Annotated in this window: 18 protein-coding genes; 6 read left to right on the top strand and 12 right to left on the bottom strand. The window is 59.5% G+C overall.

The window, feature by feature from the left end:
• Window positions 1-4: 4 nt before the first annotated feature.
• Window positions 5-1,561: a type VI secretion system protein TssA gene (gene tssA, locus SB725_RS01195; protein WP_027926310.1), complete on the bottom strand. Its 1,557-nt coding sequence runs from the start codon at window positions 1,559-1,561 to the stop codon at window positions 5-7.
• 700 nt (window positions 1,562-2,261) lie between these two features.
• Between tssA and SB725_RS01190 the strand changes: the two genes are divergently transcribed.
• The gene (locus SB725_RS01190) at window positions 2,262-2,423 is read left to right on the top strand and encodes a hypothetical protein (RefSeq protein ID WP_156428515.1); all 162 of its coding nucleotides are present in this window, start codon (window positions 2,262-2,264) and stop codon (window positions 2,421-2,423) included.
• An 88-nt stretch (window positions 2,424-2,511) separates the two neighbouring features.
• On the opposite strand, the gene SB725_RS01185 is transcribed toward SB725_RS01190, so the two are convergent.
• From SB725_RS01185 to SB725_RS01175, 3 genes are all read right to left on the bottom strand, one after another.
• Window positions 2,512-2,787 (bottom strand): HU family DNA-binding protein, encoded by a 276-nt coding sequence (locus tag SB725_RS01185; RefSeq protein ID WP_003213368.1) that lies wholly within the window; start codon window positions 2,785-2,787, stop codon window positions 2,512-2,514.
• Between the two features lie 194 nt (window positions 2,788-2,981).
• Entirely contained in the window at window positions 2,982-4,130 is a 1,149-nt protein-coding gene (locus SB725_RS01180) for an NAD(P)/FAD-dependent oxidoreductase (RefSeq protein WP_027926309.1), read from the bottom strand.
• Between the two features lie 18 nt (window positions 4,131-4,148).
• The gene (locus SB725_RS01175; RefSeq protein WP_027926308.1) at window positions 4,149-4,316 is read right to left on the bottom strand and encodes a rubredoxin; all 168 of its coding nucleotides are present in this window, start codon (window positions 4,314-4,316) and stop codon (window positions 4,149-4,151) included.
• Between the two features lie 200 nt (window positions 4,317-4,516).
• On the opposite strand from SB725_RS01175, the gene SB725_RS01170 reads away from it, so the two are divergent.
• Both SB725_RS01170 and ubiA read left to right on the top strand, forming a co-directional pair.
• On the top strand, window positions 4,517-5,068 hold the full coding sequence (locus SB725_RS01170) for a chorismate--pyruvate lyase family protein (RefSeq protein ID WP_027926307.1): 552 nt from the start codon (window positions 4,517-4,519) through the stop codon (window positions 5,066-5,068).
• The gene (ubiA, locus tag SB725_RS01165; RefSeq protein ID WP_027926306.1) at window positions 5,068-5,958 is read left to right on the top strand and encodes a 4-hydroxybenzoate octaprenyltransferase; all 891 of its coding nucleotides are present in this window, start codon (window positions 5,068-5,070) and stop codon (window positions 5,956-5,958) included. The genes SB725_RS01170 and ubiA overlap by 1 nt, the downstream gene beginning before the upstream one ends.
• A 160-nt stretch (window positions 5,959-6,118) precedes the next feature.
• Here the strand turns inward: ubiA and SB725_RS01160 are convergent, their stop codons facing one another.
• Window positions 6,119-6,502 (bottom strand): hypothetical protein, encoded by a 384-nt coding sequence (locus SB725_RS01160; protein ID WP_027926305.1) that lies wholly within the window; start codon window positions 6,500-6,502, stop codon window positions 6,119-6,121.
• 152 nt (window positions 6,503-6,654) lie between these two features.
• Here SB725_RS01160 and phoB point away from each other — a divergent pair, with 152 nt between their 5' ends.
• The 3 genes from phoB to SB725_RS01145 all read left to right on the top strand — a co-directional run bounded on the left by phoB (window position 6,655) and on the right by SB725_RS01145 (window position 10,178).
• Window positions 6,655-7,344 carry a phosphate regulon transcriptional regulator PhoB gene (gene phoB, locus SB725_RS01155; protein WP_007896474.1) on the top strand — a complete coding sequence of 230 codons (690 nt, stop codon included), beginning with the start codon at window positions 6,655-6,657 and terminating at the stop codon, window positions 7,342-7,344.
• 81 nt (window positions 7,345-7,425) lie between these two features.
• Window positions 7,426-8,712, top strand: coding sequence for a phosphate regulon sensor histidine kinase PhoR (phoR, locus tag SB725_RS01150; RefSeq protein ID WP_231986536.1), 1,287 nt, complete (start codon window positions 7,426-7,428; stop codon window positions 8,710-8,712).
• Window positions 8,713-8,837: 125 nt separating this feature from the next.
• Window positions 8,838-10,178 (top strand): hemolysin family protein, encoded by a 1,341-nt coding sequence (locus tag SB725_RS01145; RefSeq protein WP_027926303.1) that lies wholly within the window; start codon window positions 8,838-8,840, stop codon window positions 10,176-10,178.
• A gap of 56 nt (window positions 10,179-10,234) precedes the next feature.
• Here the strand turns inward: SB725_RS01145 and SB725_RS01140 are convergent, their stop codons facing one another.
• From SB725_RS01140 to SB725_RS01110, 7 genes are all read right to left on the bottom strand, one after another.
• Window positions 10,235-11,131, bottom strand: coding sequence for a peptidoglycan DD-metalloendopeptidase family protein (locus SB725_RS01140; RefSeq protein ID WP_027926302.1), 897 nt, complete (start codon window positions 11,129-11,131; stop codon window positions 10,235-10,237).
• A gap of 206 nt (window positions 11,132-11,337) precedes the next feature.
• The gene (locus tag SB725_RS01135; protein ID WP_027926301.1) at window positions 11,338-12,237 is read right to left on the bottom strand and encodes a response regulator; all 900 of its coding nucleotides are present in this window, start codon (window positions 12,235-12,237) and stop codon (window positions 11,338-11,340) included.
• A gap of 167 nt (window positions 12,238-12,404) precedes the next feature.
• Window positions 12,405-13,166 (bottom strand): phosphate signaling complex protein PhoU, encoded by a 762-nt coding sequence (gene phoU, locus SB725_RS01130; protein ID WP_008150055.1) that lies wholly within the window; start codon window positions 13,164-13,166, stop codon window positions 12,405-12,407.
• 120 nt (window positions 13,167-13,286) lie between these two features.
• Window positions 13,287-14,120 carry a phosphate ABC transporter ATP-binding protein PstB gene (gene pstB, locus SB725_RS01125; protein ID WP_027926300.1) on the bottom strand — a complete coding sequence of 278 codons (834 nt, stop codon included), beginning with the start codon at window positions 14,118-14,120 and terminating at the stop codon, window positions 13,287-13,289.
• Between the two features lie 123 nt (window positions 14,121-14,243).
• A complete protein-coding gene (gene pstA / locus SB725_RS01120; protein WP_059181934.1) occupies window positions 14,244-15,914 on the bottom strand; it encodes a phosphate ABC transporter permease PstA in 1,671 nt (556 codons plus the stop codon).
• A gap of 15 nt (window positions 15,915-15,929) precedes the next feature.
• A complete protein-coding gene (locus SB725_RS01115; RefSeq protein WP_027926298.1) occupies window positions 15,930-18,212 on the bottom strand; it encodes an ABC transporter permease subunit in 2,283 nt (760 codons plus the stop codon).
• 199 nt (window positions 18,213-18,411) lie between these two features.
• The gene (locus SB725_RS01110) at window positions 18,412-19,413 is read right to left on the bottom strand and encodes a phosphate ABC transporter substrate-binding protein PstS (protein WP_027926297.1); all 1,002 of its coding nucleotides are present in this window, start codon (window positions 19,411-19,413) and stop codon (window positions 18,412-18,414) included.
• Window positions 19,414-19,590: the final 177 nt, after the last annotated feature.

Below are 19,590 nucleotides of genomic sequence, written 5' to 3'. Positions count from 1 at the left end.
GGGCCTATTCGAGTACCACTTCGAGATCGAGGTGGCACAGCCTGCGATAAATCTCTTCCTTGCGTTCACGTACGGCATGGTTCTGCGGCAACAACTCGCAGCAGCTATGCAGTAAATGCAGCACTTCCAGCGCAAGATCGGGCTCCCAGGCGTTCAGGCCTGAGTCCTGTAATGTTTGGTCGAGGGTCTCTAACTGGGTCTTGGCCAGTTCGTATTTCTTGGCCATGAAGCACAGCCGCGCGAGGGCGAACTGCCAGAAGAATCGAACGCGCCCGCCCTGGGCGCTTTGCAGGCCCTGCTTGAGGATTTGCACGGCAGCCTTGAGGCCGTCCTTGCGCAAAATCGGCAGGACTTCTTCGAGGGCCAGTTCCCACGCCGGCTGCGTGTCAGCCACTTCGACCTTGCGCGGCGCACTGGCGGTTTGCAGGTGCGGCATGACGTGGGCGCTGATCCAGGCGCGGGTGGCCGGATCGGCGAATGGCGCACCGTCGTGGTAACGCAATTCGATAATGCCGGGCAGGCGCTGAATCAAAAGCGCGAAGTGGATTTCCACTTCGCGCATCGCCATTTCGGCGTTCAAGGACTGAAGGCATTCCCAGGCCATTCGCTGGCCATCGAACCAGAACGGCGCCTTCGCCAGGCTCGCCTCCAGTTCCACCAGCAGGTCGGCGTATTTCGCCTGGTCGAAACGGTCCTGATAGGCCTTGAGCTTGTCCGCTGGCAAGCCGCGCAGCACGGTGATTTGCTCGGCGTTACGCTCGGGGACGGCGTCGATGGGCAACCACAGCAACGTGCGATTGAGGCGCAAGGCGCGCAGGTCGGTGGCTTTCTGCTTCAACCACCAGGCACACAACGGCCGCGCACTCTCTTGCTGGGCGCGCAGGGCCTTGTGGGCTTCTTTTTCGTTATCGATCGGTGCGCCGGGGGTGAACAACTGCGTAGCAGCTTGTTTGACCTGGGCGACGGCGGCGCCGACCACACCGGGTTCCGGCTGGTTGTCGGCGGCGCGTTGCACCATGTTTTTCAGGCGGCGGGAGATCGGCAGCAGCAACGGCGCGTCGTCGCCCAAGTGCTCGGTGCAAGCGGCATCGAGGCCTTCAAGGTGCTCGACCAGCCGCCGGAACATCGGTAACTGCTCTTTGATCGCGATGTTTTCGGTCAGCACCTGCTCAAGACGCGGCACTAGCCAACTGATCGCGGCGGAGCGGGTTCTGGCCTTGTTCGGGTGGACTTCGGCCCAGTGATGTTCTGACAAATGGTGCAGCAAACCGAGGCCGGCCAGCAGTCCTTGAAACGATTCACGCTGGTACAACGCCCAGGTCAGCCAGGCACCAACGCGCAAATCCTTGGACTGGGTACGCAGCAGGTTTTCGCTGTTTTCGCGGATTTTCAGCCAGTCGATTTGACCGCTTTCGTGCATGGACGAGGCTTTCGCCAGCTCGCTTTCCAGGGCTTCATATTCGCTTGAAAAGCGAACGTCCTCGCCCGCGAAATTCTCTTTGGAAACAGAGACTTTTGCGAGTTCGAGATAATGCGCGGAAAGTTTGCTCGAGTAGGACATCCATGGCCTTTATTTAGGATTACAGTCATACGCCAAAAGAGTATTCCAGCGGCGCGGGACAGTATCAAAGAGCTGCGATGAGTCTCATCCAATTGAGTTCGTGCTCTTTCAAGTGCGCGCATCGTAATCACAATGATGGCCACTAGCAAGCATCTGATTAAACAACAAGACGAAGTGTTGTTTATTGACCGTAGGAGAAATCCCTATATGTGTAGGGGGATCCCCTGATGTCGTTTTAATATTCAAGCCTTCATGTGATACCCATGAAACCATTGAGGTAGAGCGGCTCGTTGACCTTGACGCAGATTATTGGCTGCCATCGCCCCGCAGAAGGTGTGCAGCATGCCAACAATCAGCAAGGATGAATGTAGGAAAGCTCTGAAATGTTTCCGAAATTTAAAAAAAACGCGGTCAGACAATGGATACACAAAAAAGTGCCATCGAACCGATAGCACTTTCAATTGGAGCAGATACTCAAGTTCGGCAATACACCGGGCAATTGCATGAACTTCGCTCGCAACTGCAGCGCAATATTCTGAAATAAGGAAGTTTCGGACAATGCTTCCGGCTGCGCCCTACATCCACCCTTCTGATGCGTTGATAGCGTGCAGGTGCCTACACCGACCAAACACGTCTCTGACAACACAAGATTCTCCGTTCTCAGCTCAAGGATGAGCTAAAAAAGCAAAAGGATAAGCGCATGTTCGCACCCGCTAACGCCCCTCAATTCACCCTTGTGATCCCGACGGTTCGCAACGATTTCAAAGTGCTGGCCTTCGAAGGCACTGAAACCATCAGCGCCTTGTATTCAGAGCCAGAAATGGCGGCGATTCACGCCAGGAAACACAGCCGGGCCAGTTGATCCGCCACATAAAAAAATGGGCACCCAACCTCGTTGGCGTGCCCATTTTTTTATCCCGCTCTCCCGCGACGCGGGCAGTCGGTGCGTATTACGGATTGACGCTGTCTTTCAACGATTTGCCTGGCTTGAACGCAACAGTGTTGCTGGCCTTGATTTTGACGGGCTCACCGGTTTGCGGGTTTTTGCCGGTGCGGGCACCGCGGTGGCGTTGCAGGAAGGTACCAAAGCCCACCAGCGTGACGCTGTCCTTGCGATGCAGAGCGCCGGTGATTTCTTCGAGAACGGCGTTAAGAACGCGGTTGGCCTGCTCTTTGGTGAGGTCTGCTTTTTCAGCAATTGCTGCGGCGAGTTCTGGTTTACGCATATTAGTGAAGCCCCTTTGACGGTTTTTTGTTGTTATGTCCGTGCTGCTCTCTGTGGAGCAGCGCCCAAAGCGCCGCAGGTGCTCTACTCTGCGGCAGACGGGAGTGAGGATGGCACGCAAGGAAGAGCCGCGCCAGTCTCGGCGCGTGCTTTGTAGGGGCAAAAGAGGGGTGATTCCGACAGAACGACCGGTATTTACGCCAGCAGTGCCGGAAGCTCTTTGTTGAGGGCCAGTTTTTCCATCACGGCGGTGCCTGTCAGGGCATAACCGAGCAGTTTTCCGCTGGCATCGCGGCATAACACCTTGATGTCGCCGCCCTGCCCTTCGACCGTCCAGACGCCCTCGCTGCCCCGTGGCGGCGGCGAGACCACCAACGGACACACCGGGGTTTTCACGGTGATCGGCATCGGGCCGTAGCTCACGGGCGTAGGGTTTCCGGCCAGGGTCTGGGCCAGCGCTCTCGCACAGCTCATCAGGGGCATGACGTACAGCAAATTCAGCCCATCGACCTCGGCGCAATCGCCTAGCGCGTAGATGTTGTCATGGGACGTTTTCAGATGACGGTCGACCACCACGCCACGGTTGACTTGCACACCGGCCGCCGCGGCCAGATCGATACGCGGACGCAGACCAATGGCCGACACCACAACGTCGCAAGGGATCACCTGGCCATCGGACAGATGCGCTTCCAGGCCATCCGCCACGCGTTGCAAGCGATTGAGCACCGGCCCGAGATGGAATCGCGCACCGAGGCTTTCCAGCCCGGCCTGGACGGCAGCCGCCGCAGCCGGGTGCAACAGGGTTGGCATCACCTGCTCGCACGGTGCAACCAGTTGCACCTCGTAACCGCCCAGACTCAGGTCATTGGCGAACTCGCAGCCAATCAGGCCGGCGCCGAGCAACAGCACCCGACGCTTGCCGGCCGCCGCTGCACGAAAGCGCGCGTAATCTTCCAGATCGTTGATCGGGAACACGCAATCCGCCGCGTCACCTTCGATGGGCACGCGCACGGTTTCCGCGCCCCAGGCCAGAATCAGGTCGCGGTACATCACCGACTCTTCACCGATCCACAAGCGTTTGTGGCCCGGATCGATGCCGCTGATGCGTGTGTGGGTGCGCACTTCAGCCTTCAACTGTTCGGCCATCGCGCCGGGTTCGGCCATGCTCAGGCCGTCGGCGTCTTTGTTTTTGCCGAAACCGGTGGAGAGCATCGGCTTGGAGTAGGAACGCCCGTCATCGGCGGTAATCAACAGCAACGGGGTGTCGCTATCGAGTTTGCGAAACTCCCGGGCCAGGTTATAGCCAGCCAGCCCGGTACCGACGATGACGACAGGTGCGTTCATTCCTTACTCCTTGGATTCTTAGTTGATTTCGATCATTTCGAAATCCATCTTGCCCACGCCGCAGTCCGGGCACAGCCAATCTTCCGGCACGTCCTGCCACGGCGTGCCCGCCGCAATACCGTCGTCCGGCCAGCCGTCGGCTTCGTTATAGATCAGGCCGCAGACCACACATTGCCACTTTTTCATTCAGTTACTTCCTCAGGATTCAGGCGTATTGCCGGCACGAACGGTCGATGGTTGCAGCGTTGCCGTCCGGCTCAGGGCGTTTTGTACTGATCGGGCCCGACAGATGCAAGCCTGTTCGGCGCAACGGCAGGCCGGTCAATCAAAATCGCCGGCTGACATGGTAAGCTCGCCGCCTCATTTGCTGCCAATAATGACTCACTGTGCCGCACTCAAACGCCCCGCTGTGGCTCCCCCAAAGCCAACTCACGCCCCTCCCCGACGCGTCTACCCTCGACTGGCTGTTCGACGAAGGCTCCCTGACCCGACGGTTGATCCGTTTGTCGAATGACCGCTTCAGCGTCACGCCACTGTTCGAAGGCTGGCAACCACTGCGCGCCGACGAATGTGCTGCACTGGACCTGGCCGAGGGCAGCGAGGGCTGGGTGCGCGAGGTGTATTTGCGCGGTCACGGCGAGGCATGGGTGTTTGCCCGCAGCGTTGCAGCTCGCAGCGCGTTGCAGGGTGACGGGTTGCACATGGACGAACTGGGCAGCCGTTCCCTGGGGGAATTGCTGTTTTGCGATCATGCGTTCCAGCGTCGCGCTATCGAGGTGTGTCACTACCCTCAAGCCTGGTTGCCAATGGAGTGCCGGACATCGGAACTGTGGGGCCGGCGCTCGCGTTTCGACCGTGGCGCCCTGAGCGTGCTGGTGGCCGAAATCTTCCTGCCGACGTTGTGGAGCGCCACTCGCGCCCATCCGGAGAACTGCTGATGTACCAGAGCCTGCTCAAGTCCTTGAACCGTTTGAACCCTAGGGCCTGGGATTTCATTCAACTGACGCGCATGGACAAACCGATCGGCATTTATCTGCTGCTGTGGCCGACGCTGTGGGCGCTGTGGATTGCCGGCAAAGGCTCGCCGTCGCTGGCCAACGTGGTGATTTTTGTCTTGGGCGTGATTCTGACCCGCGCCGGGGGTTGCGTGATCAATGACTGGGCGGATCGCAAGGTCGATGGCCACGTGAAACGCACGGAACAACGCCCCTTGGTCAGCGGCAGGATCAGTTCCAAAGAAGCCCTGGTGTTCTTCGCGCTGTTGATGGGCGTGAGTTTTCTGCTGGTGTTGTGCACCAATGCGGCGACGGTCTGGCTGTCGTTCGGCGGTTTGGCGCTGGCGTTCAGTTACCCGTTCATGAAGCGCTACACCTATTACCCGCAAGTGGTGCTGGGCGCGGCGTTTTCCTGGGGGATGCCAATGGCGTTCACCGCCGAAACCGGTGAACTGCCGGCGACGGCGTGGTTGCTGTGGATCGCCAACCTGCTCTGGACCGTGGGTTATGACACGTATTACGCGATGACTGACCGTGACGATGACCTCAAGATCGGCGTGAAATCCACGGCGATTCTGTTTGGCGATGCGGATCGGGTGATCATCCTGACGTTGCAGGGGTTGGCGCTGGGCTGCCTGTTGCTGGCAGGGTCGACATTCGAGCTCGGTGGCTGGTTCCACCTCGGTTTGCTGGCGGCGGCAGGCTGTTTCGCGTGGGAATTCTGGTACACCCGTGACAAGGACCGGATGCGTTGCTTCAAGGCGTTTTTGCACAACCACTGGGCCGGGTTGGCGATTTTTGTCGGGATCGTGCTGGATTACGCACTGCGCTGACGGACACGCTTTATGTAGCAGCTGCCGAAGGCTGCGTCCGGCTGCGCAGCCGTCGTAAAGTCTGCTCACGCGGTGTATCAGATGGACCGCACACTCAGGATTTACGACTGCTGCGCAGCCGGACGCAGGCTACGCCAGCTGCTACAGGGCTACACCATCTCTACATATGTTCGCGAACGACGTGCCAGACGTCTTTCATCTTGTCGCCCGTCATATCTCCGGGAGCCTTATCCTTCATGAAGTAATACAGCGGCTTGCCGTTGTACGCCCACTGCATCATGCCATCGTCACGTTTGATAATGGTCCATTTCCCTTCAGCCTTGTCGCCTGCCTTTGCCTCCAGCGGCGGCCAGTTTTTGGCACATTCACCGGTGCACACCGACTTGCCGCCCGTGTCCTTGTCGAACGTGTACAAGGTCATGCCCTTGTGGTCGACCATCATGTCGCCTTTCATCATGCCCGGCTCAGCCGCGAAGGCTATGCCCGGCAAGGAGAACGCAGCCGCCAACAGCAGGGCTTTAAAGGAATGTGAGATTTGCTTCATGGAAACCTTCCTTTTGTGGTTGTCAGGATTCGGACTTAGAGCTTAGTTCAGGATCATGACAATCGCCGGGCAGCTAAAATACTGTCACACGACTGCAATAATTCCGTTATCTAATGCGGCGCAAGACAGTTAAATGACAAGAGGATTAAGGCATGGTTGGCAGGAGCATTCTGATCGTCGACGACGAAGCGCCCATTCGCGAAATGATCGCCGTTGCGTTGGAGATGGCCGGCTATGACTGCCTGGAGGCCGAGAACTCGCAGCAGGCCCATGCCATCATCGTTGACCGCAAGCCGGACCTGATCCTGCTCGACTGGATGCTGCCCGGCACCTCCGGTATCGAATTGGCCCGCCGCCTCAAGCGCGATGAGCTGACCGGGGACATCCCGATCATCATGCTCACCGCCAAGGGCGAAGAGGACAACAAGATCCAGGGCCTGGAAGTCGGCGCCGACGACTACATCACCAAACCGTTTTCCCCGCGAGAGCTGGTCGCCCGCCTCAAAGCCGTGTTGCGCCGTGCCGGCCCAACCGATGGCGAAGCGCCGATTGAAGTCGGCGGCCTGCTGCTGGACCCGATCAGTCACCGCGTGACCATCGACGGTAAACCGGCCGAAATGGGCCCGACCGAATACCGCCTGCTGCAATTTTTCATGACTCACCAGGAACGCGCCTACACCCGTGGCCAGTTGCTGGATCAGGTCTGGGGCGGCAACGTGTATGTGGAGGAGCGTACCGTCGACGTGCACATCCGTCGTCTGCGCAAGGCCCTCGGCGATGCTTACGAAAATCTGGTACAAACCGTGCGTGGCACGGGTTACCGCTTTTCCACCAAAGCCTGACCCTGCCCTTACCCGCCCGACAAGCTGACAAGGACGCACGTTTCCGTGAACCAAAACTGGCATGGCACCCTGATTCGCCACATGCTGTTACTGGTCACCGGTTGCCTGGTGATCGGCCTGATTACCGGCTACTACGGCTGGAGCCTGGCCGCGGGGCTGGGCCTTTACCTGGCCTGGACCCTCAAGCAACTGCTGCGTTTGCACGAATGGCTTCGCCTGCACTCAGCCGATGAAGCACCACCCGATGGCTATGGCCTGTGGGGCGAGGTGTTCGACAGCATCTATCACCTGCAACGTCGCGACCAACGGGTACGCGGGCGTCTGCAAGCGGTGATCGACCGGATCCAGGAATCAACCGCCGCGCTGAAAGACGCGGTGGTCATGCTCGACAGCGACGGCAACCTGGAATGGTGGAACCTCGCCGCCGAAACCCTGCTCGGCCTCAAGACCCCGCAAGACAGCGGTCAGCCGGTCACCAACCTGGTGCGCCACCCGCGCTTCAAGGAATATTTCGAGCAGGACAGCTACGCCGAACCGCTGGAAATCCCGTCGCCGACCAATGATCGCGTGCGCATTCAGCTGTACATCACCCGCTACGGCAACAATGAACACTTGATGCTGGTGCGCGACGTCACGCGTATCCATCAGTTGGAACAGATGCGCAAAGACTTCATCGCCAACGTCTCCCATGAGCTGCGCACGCCGCTGACGGTGATCTGTGGCTATCTGGAAACCCTGCTCGACAACGTCGATGAAGTGAACCCACGCTGGACCCGTGCCTTGCAGCAGATGCAGCAACAGGGCGGTCGCATGCAGACGTTGCTCAATGACTTGCTGTTGCTGGCCAAGCTGGAAGCCACCGATTACCCGTCGGACAACCAGCCCGTGGTCGTTGACAGCCTGTTGCAGTCGATCAAGAGCGACGCTCAGCAGCTGTCCGGGCAGAAAAACCAGCGCATCACCCTGGAAGCCGACCCGACGATCATGCTCAAGGGCAGCGAAGCGGAACTGCGCAGTGCGTTTTCCAACCTGGTGTTCAACGCAGTGAAATACACCCCGGCCGAAGGCAATATCCGCATTCGCTGGTGGGCCGATGAGCAAGGCGCGCACCTGAGCGTGCAGGATTCCGGGATCGGCATCGACAGCAAACACCTGCCGCGCCTGACCGAACGCTTCTACCGCGTCGACTCCAGCCGCAATTCCAACACCGGCGGCACCGGCCTGGGCCTGGCTATCGTCAAACACGTGTTGTTGCGCCACCGCGCGCGGATGGAAATCAGCAGCGTGCCAGGCCACGGCAGCACCTTCACCTGCCACTTTGCCCCGGCTCAGGTGGCCAAATCCCAAGTCCTGAGAACCGCTGACTGATACCGGCCAGCACGCGCCACTAGGCAATCACCGAGTCAGCCGCTACATTGGCTGACTTGTGCCTGCCCTTCAGGCACCGCATTACTCCCCTTTTTTTGAATAGACGGAACCCGCAAAACCCCATCATGGACCCTTCCCCTGGCTTGACCCTCGCAACAATATTCGCCGACTTCGGCATGATTCTCTTTGCTCTGATCCTGGTGTTGCTCAACGGATTTTTCGTTGCGGCGGAATTTGCCATGGTCAAACTGCGCTCGACGCGAGTCGAGGCCATCGCCGATAAAAACGGCTGGCGCGGACATATCCTGCGCACCGTTCACAGTCAGCTCGATGCGTACCTCTCGGCGTGCCAGTTAGGTATCACCCTCGCCTCCCTCGGCCTTGGCTGGGTCGGTGAACCGGCGTTCGCGCACATCCTCGAGCCGATGCTTGAAGCAGTTGGCGTGCAGTCGGCCGAAGTGATCAAAGGCGTCTCGTTCTTCGCCGCGTTCTTCGTCATTTCGTACCTGCACATCGTGGTCGGCGAGCTGGCCCCGAAATCCTGGGCCATCCGCAAACCGGAACTGCTGTCGCTATGGACTGCCGTGCCGCTGTACCTGTTCTACTGGGCCATGTACCCGGCGATCTACCTGCTGAACGCCAGCGCCAACACCATCCTGCGCATCGCCGGCCAGGGTGAGCCCGGCCCGCATCACGAGCACCATTACAGCCGTGAAGAACTGAAACTGATCCTGCACTCCAGCCGTGGCCAGGACCCGAGCGACCAAGGCATGCGCGTATTGGCCTCGGCTGTGGAAATGGGCGAGCTGGAAGTGGTCGACTGGGCCAATTCCCGGGAAGACTTGGTGACGCTGGAGTTCAACGCACCGCTGAAAGAGATCCTGGCGATGTTCCGTCGCCACAAGTTCAGCCGTTACCCGGTGTACGACAGCGAGCGACAGGAGTTCGTCGGCCTGCTGCACATCAAGGACCTGCTGCTGGAGCTGGCGGCGCTGGATCACATCCCCGAGTCGTTCAACCTGGCTGAGCTGACCCGGCCGCTGGAACGCGTCTCGCGGCACATGCCGTTGTCGCAGCTGCTGGAGCAATTTCGCAAGGGCGGCTCGCACTTCGCCCTGGTGGAAGAGGCCGATGGCAACGTCATTGGCTACCTGACCATGGAGGACGTGCTGGAAGTGCTGGTTGGCGACATTCAGGACGAACATCGCAAGGCCGAGCGCGGGATCCTCGCGTACCAGCCTGGAAAACTGCTGGTGCGCGGTGATACACCGCTGTTCAAGGTCGAACGCCTGTTGGGCATCGACCTGGATCACGTCGAAGCCGAAACCCTCGCCGGGCTGGTCTACGAAAGCCTCAAGCGGGTGCCGGAAGAGGAAGAAGTGCTGGAAGTCGAAGGTTTGCGGATCATCATCAAGAAGATGAAAGGGCCGAAGATCATTCTGGCCAAGGTGTTAATGCTCGACTAAACCACAAAACCTGTGGGAGCGAACCTGCTCGCGAAGGCGTCAGTACAGGCAACACATCACTGCTTGCCCAACACAAAGTTGGGCAACACCCCCATCGGTTGTTTGAACTGGTACGGAATCGACACCAGCCCCAGTCCCGTATTGCGCTGCACCACAAAATGCAGGTGCGGCCCGGTGCTGTTGCCGGTGTTGCCCGACAGCGCCAACGCACTGCCCACCGACACCCGCTGCCCCTCACGAACACAGACCGAACCTTGCTTGAGGTGCAGGTACACGCCCATGGTCCCGTCATCGTGCAGCACCCGCACGAAATTGCCCGACGGATTGGTGCCACGCCCCGTTTGCCCGCTCTCGGTTTTCACCACCACCCCGCCACGCGCAGCGATGATCGGCGTGCCTTCAGGCATGGCGATGTCGATCGCGTAGCGACTCTTCGGCCCGAAGTGGCTGTAGGCGCCTTCGGCACCCTGGCTCACATGAAACGGACCGCCTCGCCAGGGGAACGGGTATCGATAGGCCATGGCAGACCCTGAGGGGTTGCCCAAGGCGTATTTGAACTTCGGGGTGTACACGAGCGGCCTTCCGGCCTGAGTCGCGGTGAGCACTGCGACACGGACGCTGCTGCGCGCCGGCAATACCTTGCGAATCGGTTTACCCGGCGCGCCGCTGACGTTTTTCAACCCGGCGAAACTCAAGCCGATCTCCACTGGCGCGTACAGGTTATTGCGCACGTACACGCTGTGCTCGCCGTCCTTCTTCAGGAAAACCAGGTACACCTGACGCTCAAGGTGCTCATCCATGCGATCTCGAAAAACGAACACCTCGGAGCCTTTCGTGGGGCGGTCACTGTAGGAGACCACGCCATTGGCGTCGGTGGACTTGTAGACCGTCACGGCCATCGCCGAAGTGGCGGCCATGAACAGACCACAGAAAAACAGCAGGCGCGCGAGCATGGGCAGGGTTCTGTCGAGTAAGGCCTTGGGGTGAGCCTAGCAGCTGCAATGGACCCAAGGAGTCGGCAGATGTTTCAAATGATCGTTCCCACGCTCCAGCTATGTGGTGATTTTGAGGGCCCCATCGCGAGCAAGCTCGCTCCCACAGGGGAATGCATTCCGGTGTGGGAGCCTGCTGGCGAAAGCGGACTGTCAGGCGACGAAGATTACGCGCCAGGAATGAAGTGCTTCTGTGCCGTACCACGAGCAATCAGGCGGGAGATGTAGTCGAGTTTTTGCGCGTCCTGGTCGACGAAGCGGAAGGTCAGTTGCAACCAGTCGCTGTCCGGTTTCGGCTCATGGGCGACGACAGCGTGCAGGTAACCGTTCAGGCGCGCGATTTCAGCGTTCTCGCCCTGCTCCAGGTCGAGCACCGCGCTGTCGAGGATTTGTGGCAGCGTGTCGGTGCGCTTAACCACCAGCAGCGCTTCCTTGATGCTCAAGGCCTTGATCACGCATTGCTGGATGCCGCTCGGCAAGCGCAGCTGGCCTTGACCACGACCACTGGCAGGCGCGACGGCAGCCGGGGCCTTGACCGGTGGGCTGTTGAGCAAACCACGAGACGGGGCGGCAGCTGGCGTCGGTGCGACCACGGCCGGTTTGCCGCCGGTCAAGGCGCTGAGGGTATCGTTGCCGAAGGCCGAGTTCATTTTCGCCGGCGCGCCGCTCATCAGGGCGTCCAGTTTGCCGACCTTGTTCAACGCCTGCTTGACCTTGGTCAGCAGTTGTTCGTTGGTGAAGGGCTTGCTGACGTAGCCGGAAACGCCGGCCTGAATCGCCTGGACCACGTTCTCCTTGTCGCCACGGCTGGTGACCATCACGAAGGGCATGGTCTTGAGGTGGTCCTGCTGGCGACACCAGGTCAGCAGTTCCAGGCCTGACATTTCCGGCATTTCCCAATCGCACAGGACCAGGTCAAACGTCTCCTTGGCCAGCATGGCCTGAGCCTTTCTGCCGTTGATCGCGTCTTCCGTGCGAATGCCCGGGAAGTAGTTGCGCAGGGCTTTCTTTACCAGGTCACGAATGAACGCTGCATCGTCCACCACCAACACGCTGATCTTGCTCATCCATCACCCCTCGAAAAAATCCCGGCAAGCATACCGTTTTGCTGATGGCACATTGCCAAAAACCTTCAGTCACGCCGGGACTTTTCGTTCGCGGGTGCTGCTAGTAACGTCGAAAACCACACACAAAAACGCCCGGCCAAAGGACCGGGCGTTTTTCTTGGGCAGTCTTACTTATCGTCAGCTTTGCCCGGAACATTAGCGGTTTCACCGCTTGTTCCTTCAACTTCTTCTTTCATGCGCTTGAGGCCCAGGTGACGCACGTCGGTGCCGCGCACCAGGTAAATCACCAGTTCCGAGATATTGCGCGCGTGGTCGCCGATCCGTTCCAGCGAACGCAACACCCAGATAATGCTCAAGACCCGCGAGATAGAGCGTGGGTCTTCCATCATGTAGGTCGCCAGCTCACGCAGGGCGGTCTTGTATTCGCGGTCGATGATCTTGTCGTACTGCGCCACCGACAGCGCCAGGTCGGCGTCGAAACGGGCAAACGCGTCCAGCGCATCGCGCACCATGTTGCGCACCTGATCGCCAATGTGGCGAACCTCGACGTAACCGCGCGGCGCTTCGCCTTCTTCGCACAACTGAATGGCGCGGCGGGCAATCTTGGTCGCTTCGTCACCGATGCGTTCCAGGTCGATGACCGACTTGGAGATGCTGATGATCAGGCGCAAGTCAGACGCTGCCGGCTGACGACGGGCCAGAATGCGCAGGCATTCTTCGTCGATGTTGCGTTCCATCTGGTTGATCTGGTCGTCGATCTCGCGAACCTGCTGGGCCAGACCGGAGTCGGCTTCGATCAGCGCGGTCACCGCGTCGTTGACCTGCTTTTCCACCAACCCGCCCATGGCCAGGAGGTGGCTGCGCACTTCCTCCAGTTCGGCGTTGAACTGCGCGGAAATGTGGTGGGTAAGGCCTTCTTTACTAATCATCTGTTTCGCTCCGCGAAAGTTGCAAGCTTCAAGCTGCAAGCTTCAAGCAGTTATGTATAAGTCCTGATATCGCACCGCTTCTTTCTTGCCGCTTGAAGCTTGCGGCTTGCAGCTGTACGGCTAGCCGTACCGCCCCGTGATGTAGTCTTCGGTCTGTTTCTTCGCCGGATTGGTGAACAGGGTGTCGGTGTCGCCGAATTCCACCAGTTTGCCCATGTACATGAACGCCGTGTAGTCGGAAACCCGCGCGGCCTGTTGCATGTTGTGGGTCACGATGACGATGGTGAATTTCGATTTCAGTTCGTAGATCAGCTCTTCGACTTTCAGCGTGGAGATCGGGTCGAGTGCCGAGCACGGTTCGTCGAGCAGCAGCACTTCCGGTTCCACGGCGATGGTGCGCGCGATGACCAGACGTTGTTGCTGGCCACCGGACAGACCCAGTGCCGATTCATGCAGACGGTCCTTGACCTCGTCCCACAGCGCCGCGCCTTTCAACGCCCATTCAACGGCTTCGTCGAGGATGCGCTTCTTGTTGATGCCCTGGATGCGCAGGCCATACACAACGTTTTCGTAGATGGTTTTCGGGAACGGGTTCGGCTTCTGGAACACCATGCCCACGCGACGACGCAGTTCGGCCACGTCTTCGCCCTTGCGGTAGATGTTGTTGCCGTAGAGGTTGATCGCGCCTTCGACACGGCAGCCATCCACCAGGTCGTTCATGCGGTTGAAGGTCCGCAGCAGCGTGGATTTACCGCAGCCGGACGGGCCGATGAACGCGGTCACACGCTGTTTCGGGATGTTCATGCTGACGTCGTACAGCGCTTGTTTCTCGCCGTAGAACAGGCTCAGGCCCGGCACTTCAATGGCCACGGTTTCCTGCTCGAGACTCAGGCTCTGTTTGTCGCGACCCAACGCCGACATGTTGATGCCGTGGGTATGTGTTTCGTGCTGCATGGGAGGCTCCCTGTGCTAACAAATTCGGTTCGTTGAACCGCTGGCTTGGTATTCGGGCCAGCGGCTTACTCAAAATCTCTGTCTGACACCAGCTCCCACAAGGGACAGCGGCGACCAATTAACTTAGCTATCCAGCGCTTTGTATTTCTCGCGCAGGTGGTTCCGGATGTAGACGGCCGACAGGTTCAGCGTGGCGATCACCAGTACCAGCAGCAGTGCCGTGGCGTATACCAGCGGCCGCGCGGCTTCGACGTTCGGGCTCTGGAAGCCGACGTCATAAATATGGAAGCCCAGGTGCATGATCTTCTGGTCAAGGTGAAGGTACGGGTAGTTGCCATCCAGCGGCAGCGACGGCGCCAGTTTCACCACACCCACCAGCATCAGCGGCGCCACTTCACCGGCGGCACGCGCCACGGCGAGGATCATGCCGGTCATCATCGCGGGGCTGGCCATCGGCAGCACGATCTTCCACAAGGTTTCTGCCTTGGTCGCGCCGAGGGCCAACGAGCCTTCACGCACGGTGCGAGGAATCCGCGCCAGGCCTTCTTCGGTGGCCACGATCACCACCGGTACGGCCAGCAGTGCCAGGGTCAGCGAGGCCCAGAGCAGACCCGGTGTACCGAAGGTCGGTGCCGGCAAGGCTTCAGGGAAGAACAACCGGTCAACCGAGCCGCCCAGTACATAAACGAAGAACCCCAGACCGAACACGCCGTAAACAATGGCCGGTACGCCCGCCAGGTTGTTCACCGCGATGCGGATAATCCGGGTCAACGTGTTCTGCTTGGCGTATTCACGCAGGTAAACCGCTGCCAGCACGCCGAATGGCGTCACGATCATCGCCATGATCAACGTCATCATCACGGTGCCGAAAATCGCCGGGAAGATCCCGCCCTCGGTATTCGCTTCACGCGGGTCGTCGGACAGGAATTCCCAGACCTTGCTGAAGTAGAAACCGACCTTGGTCATCGTGCCCATGGCGTTCGGCTGGTAAGCGTGAACCACCTTGCCGATGCTGATTTCGACTTCCTTGCCGTTCGCATCGCGGGCCGTGAGGCTGTCGCGGTTGAACTGGGCGTGCAGGTCATTCAGACGGGCTTCGATGTCTTGATAACGTGCATTCAGCTCGGCGCGCTCGGCATCCATGTCCGCTTGCGCGGCGGCGTCGAGTTTGCCGGCCAGTTCCAGTTTGCGACCGTGCAGACGAATGCGTTCCAGACCCGAGTTGATGGCGCCGATGTCGACCTTTTCCAGGGTCTTGAGCTGTGCCGCGAGCTTGTTCACGCGATCAACACGCGCCTGCAGTTCCGGCCAGGCCGCTTCGCCTTCAGCGATGACTTTGCCGTCCTGTTTGAGGTTGACCAGGTAGCCGTAGAAGTTGCCCCACTCGCGACGCTCGATGGTCATCAGCTCAGGCGGGTTTTTCTGGTTGGTCAGCCACTCGCCGACGATCCAGGTGAAGTCGTTGCCGTTCAAGTCACGGTTACCGACTTTGATCAGCTCGCGGGTCATGAACTCCGGGCCCTGATCGGGTACCGGCAGGCCAGCGCTTTTCAGGCGCTCACGCGGCACTTCTTCCTTCTGTACCACTTCGCCGATGACCAGGTGATTGGCCTGGCCCGGCACGTCGTAGCTGGCGTGAATCAAATCCGCCGGCCAGAAGTGACCCAGGCCGCGCACGGCAATCACAGCCAGCAGGCCAATGGTCATGATGACCGCGATGGACACCGCGCCACCGCTGATCCAGACGCCCGGGGCGCCGCTCTTGAACCATCCATTCAGGGAGTTCTGTTTCACAGACTTCTACCTTTCTTAAAGCGACGAGTATTTCTTGCGCAGACGCTGACGAATCAGTTCTGCGAGGGTGTTCATGATGAAGGTGAACAACAGCAGCACCAGCGCCGAGAGGAACAGCACGCGGTAGTGGCTGCCGCCGACTTCCGATTCGGGCATTTCCACCGCAACGTTGGCCGCCAGGGTGCGCAGGCCTTCGAACAGGTTCATTTCCATGACCGGGGTGTTACCGGTGGCCATCAACACGATCATGGTTTCACCGACCGCACGGCCCATGCCGATCATCAGTGCCGAGAAGATGCCCGGGCTGGCGGTGAGGATCACCACGCGGGTCATGGTCTGCCACGGCGTGGCGCCGAGGGCCAGGGAGCCGAGGGTCAAGCCACGAGGTACGCTGAACACGGCGTCTTCGGCGATGGAGTAGATGTTCGGGATGACCGCGAAGCCCATGGCCAGGCCGACGACCAGTGCGTTGCGCTGATCGTAGGTGATGCCCAGGTCGTGGGAGATCCACATGCGCATGTCGCCGCCGAAGAACCAGGTTTCCATGTACGGGCTCATGTACAGCGAGAGCCAGCCTACAAACAGGATCACCGGGATCAGGATCGCGCTTTCCCAGCCGTCCGGCACTTTCAGGCGGATCGACTCAGGCAGGCGACTGAAGGTGAAACCGGCGACCAGGATGCCGATCGGCAGGAGCATCAGCAGGCTGAAGATGCCCGGCAAATGCCCTTCTACATACGGAGCGAGGAACAGGCCGGCGAAGAAACCGAGGATCACCGTCGGCATCGCTTCCATCAGTTCGATCACCGGCTTGACCTTGCGGCGCAGGCTCGGGGCCATGAAGTACGCGGTGTAGATCGCCGCAGCGACGGCCAGCGGTGCCGCCAGCAGCATGGCGTAGAAGGCGGCCTTCAAGGTACCGAAGGTCAGCGGAGACAAGCTCATCTTCGGTTCGAAGTCAGTGTTGGCGGCGGTCGATTGCCAGACGTATTTAGGCTCGTCGTAGTTCTCGTACCAGACCTTGCTCCACAACGCGCTCCAGGACACTTCCGGGTGCGGGTTGTCCAGCAGCAGCGGCTGAATCTTGCCGCCCGCTTCGACAATGATGCGGTTGGCGCGTGGCGACAGACCGAACAGGCCCTGGCCTTCCACGACCTGATCCACCAGCAAGGTGCGGTGAGCAGTGCTGTGGAACACGCCGAGTTTGCCGGAGGCGTCGAGGGCGACGAAGCCTTTGCGACGTTCTTCAGCGCTGATTTCAACAATTGGCGTGGTGCCCATCTGGAACGTACGAATCTGCTTCAGGCGCAGCTCGCCGTCGGGGTCGCGCGCCATGAACCACTGGGCCAGACCACCTTTGGAGTCGCCGAGGATCAGCGAGATACCGCCCACCAGTTGGGTACTGGCAGTGATTTGCGCTTCGCCGTCTTCAAGCAGTTTGTAGCGACCGTTGAGGCTCTTGTCGCGCAGACTGAACACGTCGGCCTGAGCACGCCCGTTGATCACGTACAGCCACTGCTGACGCGGGTCGACGAAGATGTTCTTCACCGCCTCGGTCATCTGCGGCAGGTCGATACGCTTCTGCTCGTTGGTGACTTCACCGGTCATCATGTTTTCTTCGCTGGTCAGCGACAAAACATTGAGTTGCGAACCGGTTGCGCCGACCAGCATCAGCGTCGAATCGTTGGCGTTGAGGCTGATGTGCTCCAGCGCGCCGCCCGCTTCGTTCAGGGCAATCGGCGTCTGGCCATACGGGTATTCGATGGCCGGCGAGATGGTTTTCTTGCCGTCCGGGTAGCTGACTTTATAGGTGTGACGGAACACCAGTGCCTGACCGTTGGACAGACCCACAGCCACCAATGGATGGCCCGGTTGGTCTTCACCGATGGAGGTCACGCTGACACCGGCGGGCAACGGCAGATCGAATCGCTTGAGTTCAGCGCCACTGTCGATATCAAAGAACAGCGCCTGGCCCTTGTCGGAAACCCGCATGGCGACCTGGTTCTGTTCTTCGAGGGAGATCATCAACGGCTTGCCGGCGTCTTGCATCCAGGCGGGCGTGATGGCGTCCTTGGCGGTCAGGTTGGCACCCTGGAACAGGGGCGCGACGACGTAGGCAAGGAAGAAGAAAATCAGCGTGATCGCGCCGAGGACAGCGAGGCCGCCAACAAGGACGTACCAACGGGTCAGGCGATCTTTGAGCGCGCGAATGCGGCGCTTGCGTTGCAGCTCAGGCGTATTGAAATCAATTCGCTTGGGGGGATTCGTAGTCATGGTGGAATTGGCCAGATCATTCATGCGCACACCCTAGCGATCCTGTATGACAGAAAGATGACAATGCAGTGACGCAACAAGTCCGCCGCCAGCGGGAACTGGCAGAGGACCGGAAATTTGGGGGTGTGGGAGCAAGAGCCCTGGCTTGCCGGGAGACCGGGTTACGGCCATCGCGGGCAAGCCACGCTCCCACAGGATCCGAGGTTAACCTCGAATCAATTTGTTACTTTTTTGCGACTTCAGCGCCGCCTTCCGACAGACCCAGGTCAGCCAGTGCTTTGGCTGCGACTTTGGCTGGCAGTGGGATGTAACCGTCTTTCACTACAACTTCCTGGCCCTGTTTGGACAGAACCAGTTTCACGAACTCGGCTTCCAGCGGGGCCAGAGGCTTGTTCGGGGCTTTGTTGACGTAAACGTAGAGGAAACGCGACAGCGGGTATTTGCCGTTCAGTGCGTTTTCTTCGCTGTCTTCGATGAACTCAGTGCTGCCCTTCTTGGCCAGAGCCACTGTCTTCACGGAAGCCGTTTTGTAGCCGATGCCCGAGTAACCGATGCCGTTCAGCGAGGAGCTGATCGACTGCACGACCGAAGCCGAGCCAGGTTGTTCGTTCACGTTTGGCTTGTAGTCGCCTTTGCACAGGGCTTCTTCTTTGAAGTAGCCGTAGGTGCCGGATACCGAGTTACGACCGAACAGTTGAACCGGCTTGTTGGCCAGGTCGCCGGTCACGCCCAGGTCGCCCCAGGTTTTGACGTCGGTTTTAGCGCCGCACAGACGAGTGGACGAGAAGATCGCGTCGACTTGTTCCATGGTCAGGTGCTGGATCGGGTTGTCTTTGTGAACGAAGACAGCCAGGGCGTCCACGGCAACCGGGATAGCGGTTGGCTTGTAGCCGTACTTCTGTTCGAAGGCAGCCAGTTCGGTGTCCTTCATCTTGCGGCTCATCGGGCCCAGGTTAGAGGTACCTTCAGTCAGCGCAGGTGGCGCGGTGGCAGAGCCCGCGGCCTGAATCTGGATGTTGACGTTCGGGTATTCTTTTTTGTAGTTCTCAGCCCAGAGGGTCATGAGGTTGGCCAGGGTATCGGAGCCGACGCTGGACAGGTTGCCCGACACACCAGTGGTCTTGGTGTAGCTCGGGATAGCAGGGTCAACAGCGGCAACCGCATTGGCAGTCGCAACGCCAGCAGCGACAAAAGTCATTGCCGCCATCAAACGCTTCAGTTTCATGCCTTACTCCTAGCAGATAGGGTGTGTTAAGTCGGGGCCAAGTATCAGCAGGCCGTGTGAACACTCTATGGCTGAAATATGACAATTGGATGAAAGGCCAGCATTCGAGTGCCGGATACATCCAGCCTTGCAGCGCAGGTTGACAAATCATAACTAGAAGATAGCCTTGTCAACCAC

The organism is Pseudomonas sp. SIMBA_041 (assembly GCF_046535095.1).
Lineage (GTDB): Bacteria > Pseudomonadota > Gammaproteobacteria > Pseudomonadales > Pseudomonadaceae > Aquipseudomonas > Aquipseudomonas mucoides.
This window is presented reverse-complemented; position numbering and strand designations above follow the sequence as displayed.

Coding starts and splice junctions, on each gene's coding strand:
- SB725_RS01180 (WP_027926309.1), bottom strand. CDS start 4,130: ATGAACGCACCTGTCGTCATCGTCGGTACCGGGCTGGCTGGCTATAAC.
- SB725_RS01140 (WP_027926302.1), bottom strand. CDS start 11,131: ATGCTCGCGCGCCTGCTGTTTTTCTGTGGTCTGTTCATGGCCGCCACT.
- phoB (WP_007896474.1), top strand. CDS start 6,655: ATGGTTGGCAGGAGCATTCTGATCGTCGACGACGAAGCGCCCATTCGC.
- SB725_RS01110 (WP_027926297.1), bottom strand. CDS start 19,413: ATGAAACTGAAGCGTTTGATGGCGGCAATGACTTTTGTCGCTGCTGGC.
- SB725_RS01190 (WP_156428515.1), top strand. CDS start 2,262: ATGTTCGCACCCGCTAACGCCCCTCAATTCACCCTTGTGATCCCGACG.
- phoR (WP_231986536.1), top strand. CDS start 7,426: ATGCTGTTACTGGTCACCGGTTGCCTGGTGATCGGCCTGATTACCGGC.
- SB725_RS01175 (WP_027926308.1), bottom strand. CDS start 4,316: ATGAAAAAGTGGCAATGTGTGGTCTGCGGCCTGATCTATAACGAAGCC.
- SB725_RS01135 (WP_027926301.1), bottom strand. CDS start 12,237: ATGAGCAAGATCAGCGTGTTGGTGGTGGACGATGCAGCGTTCATTCGT.
- pstB (WP_027926300.1), bottom strand. CDS start 14,120: ATGCAGCACGAAACACATACCCACGGCATCAACATGTCGGCGTTGGGT.
- SB725_RS01185 (WP_003213368.1), bottom strand. CDS start 2,787: ATGCGTAAACCAGAACTCGCCGCAGCAATTGCTGAAAAAGCAGACCTC.
- SB725_RS01160 (WP_027926305.1), bottom strand. CDS start 6,502: ATGAAGCAAATCTCACATTCCTTTAAAGCCCTGCTGTTGGCGGCTGCG.
- SB725_RS01145 (WP_027926303.1), top strand. CDS start 8,838: ATGGACCCTTCCCCTGGCTTGACCCTCGCAACAATATTCGCCGACTTC.
- phoU (WP_008150055.1), bottom strand. CDS start 13,166: ATGATTAGTAAAGAAGGCCTTACCCACCACATTTCCGCGCAGTTCAAC.
- SB725_RS01115 (WP_027926298.1), bottom strand. CDS start 18,212: ATGAATGATCTGGCCAATTCCACCATGACTACGAATCCCCCCAAGCGA.
- tssA (WP_027926310.1), bottom strand. CDS start 1,561: ATGTCCTACTCGAGCAAACTTTCCGCGCATTATCTCGAACTCGCAAAA.
- ubiA (WP_027926306.1), top strand. CDS start 5,068: ATGTACCAGAGCCTGCTCAAGTCCTTGAACCGTTTGAACCCTAGGGCC.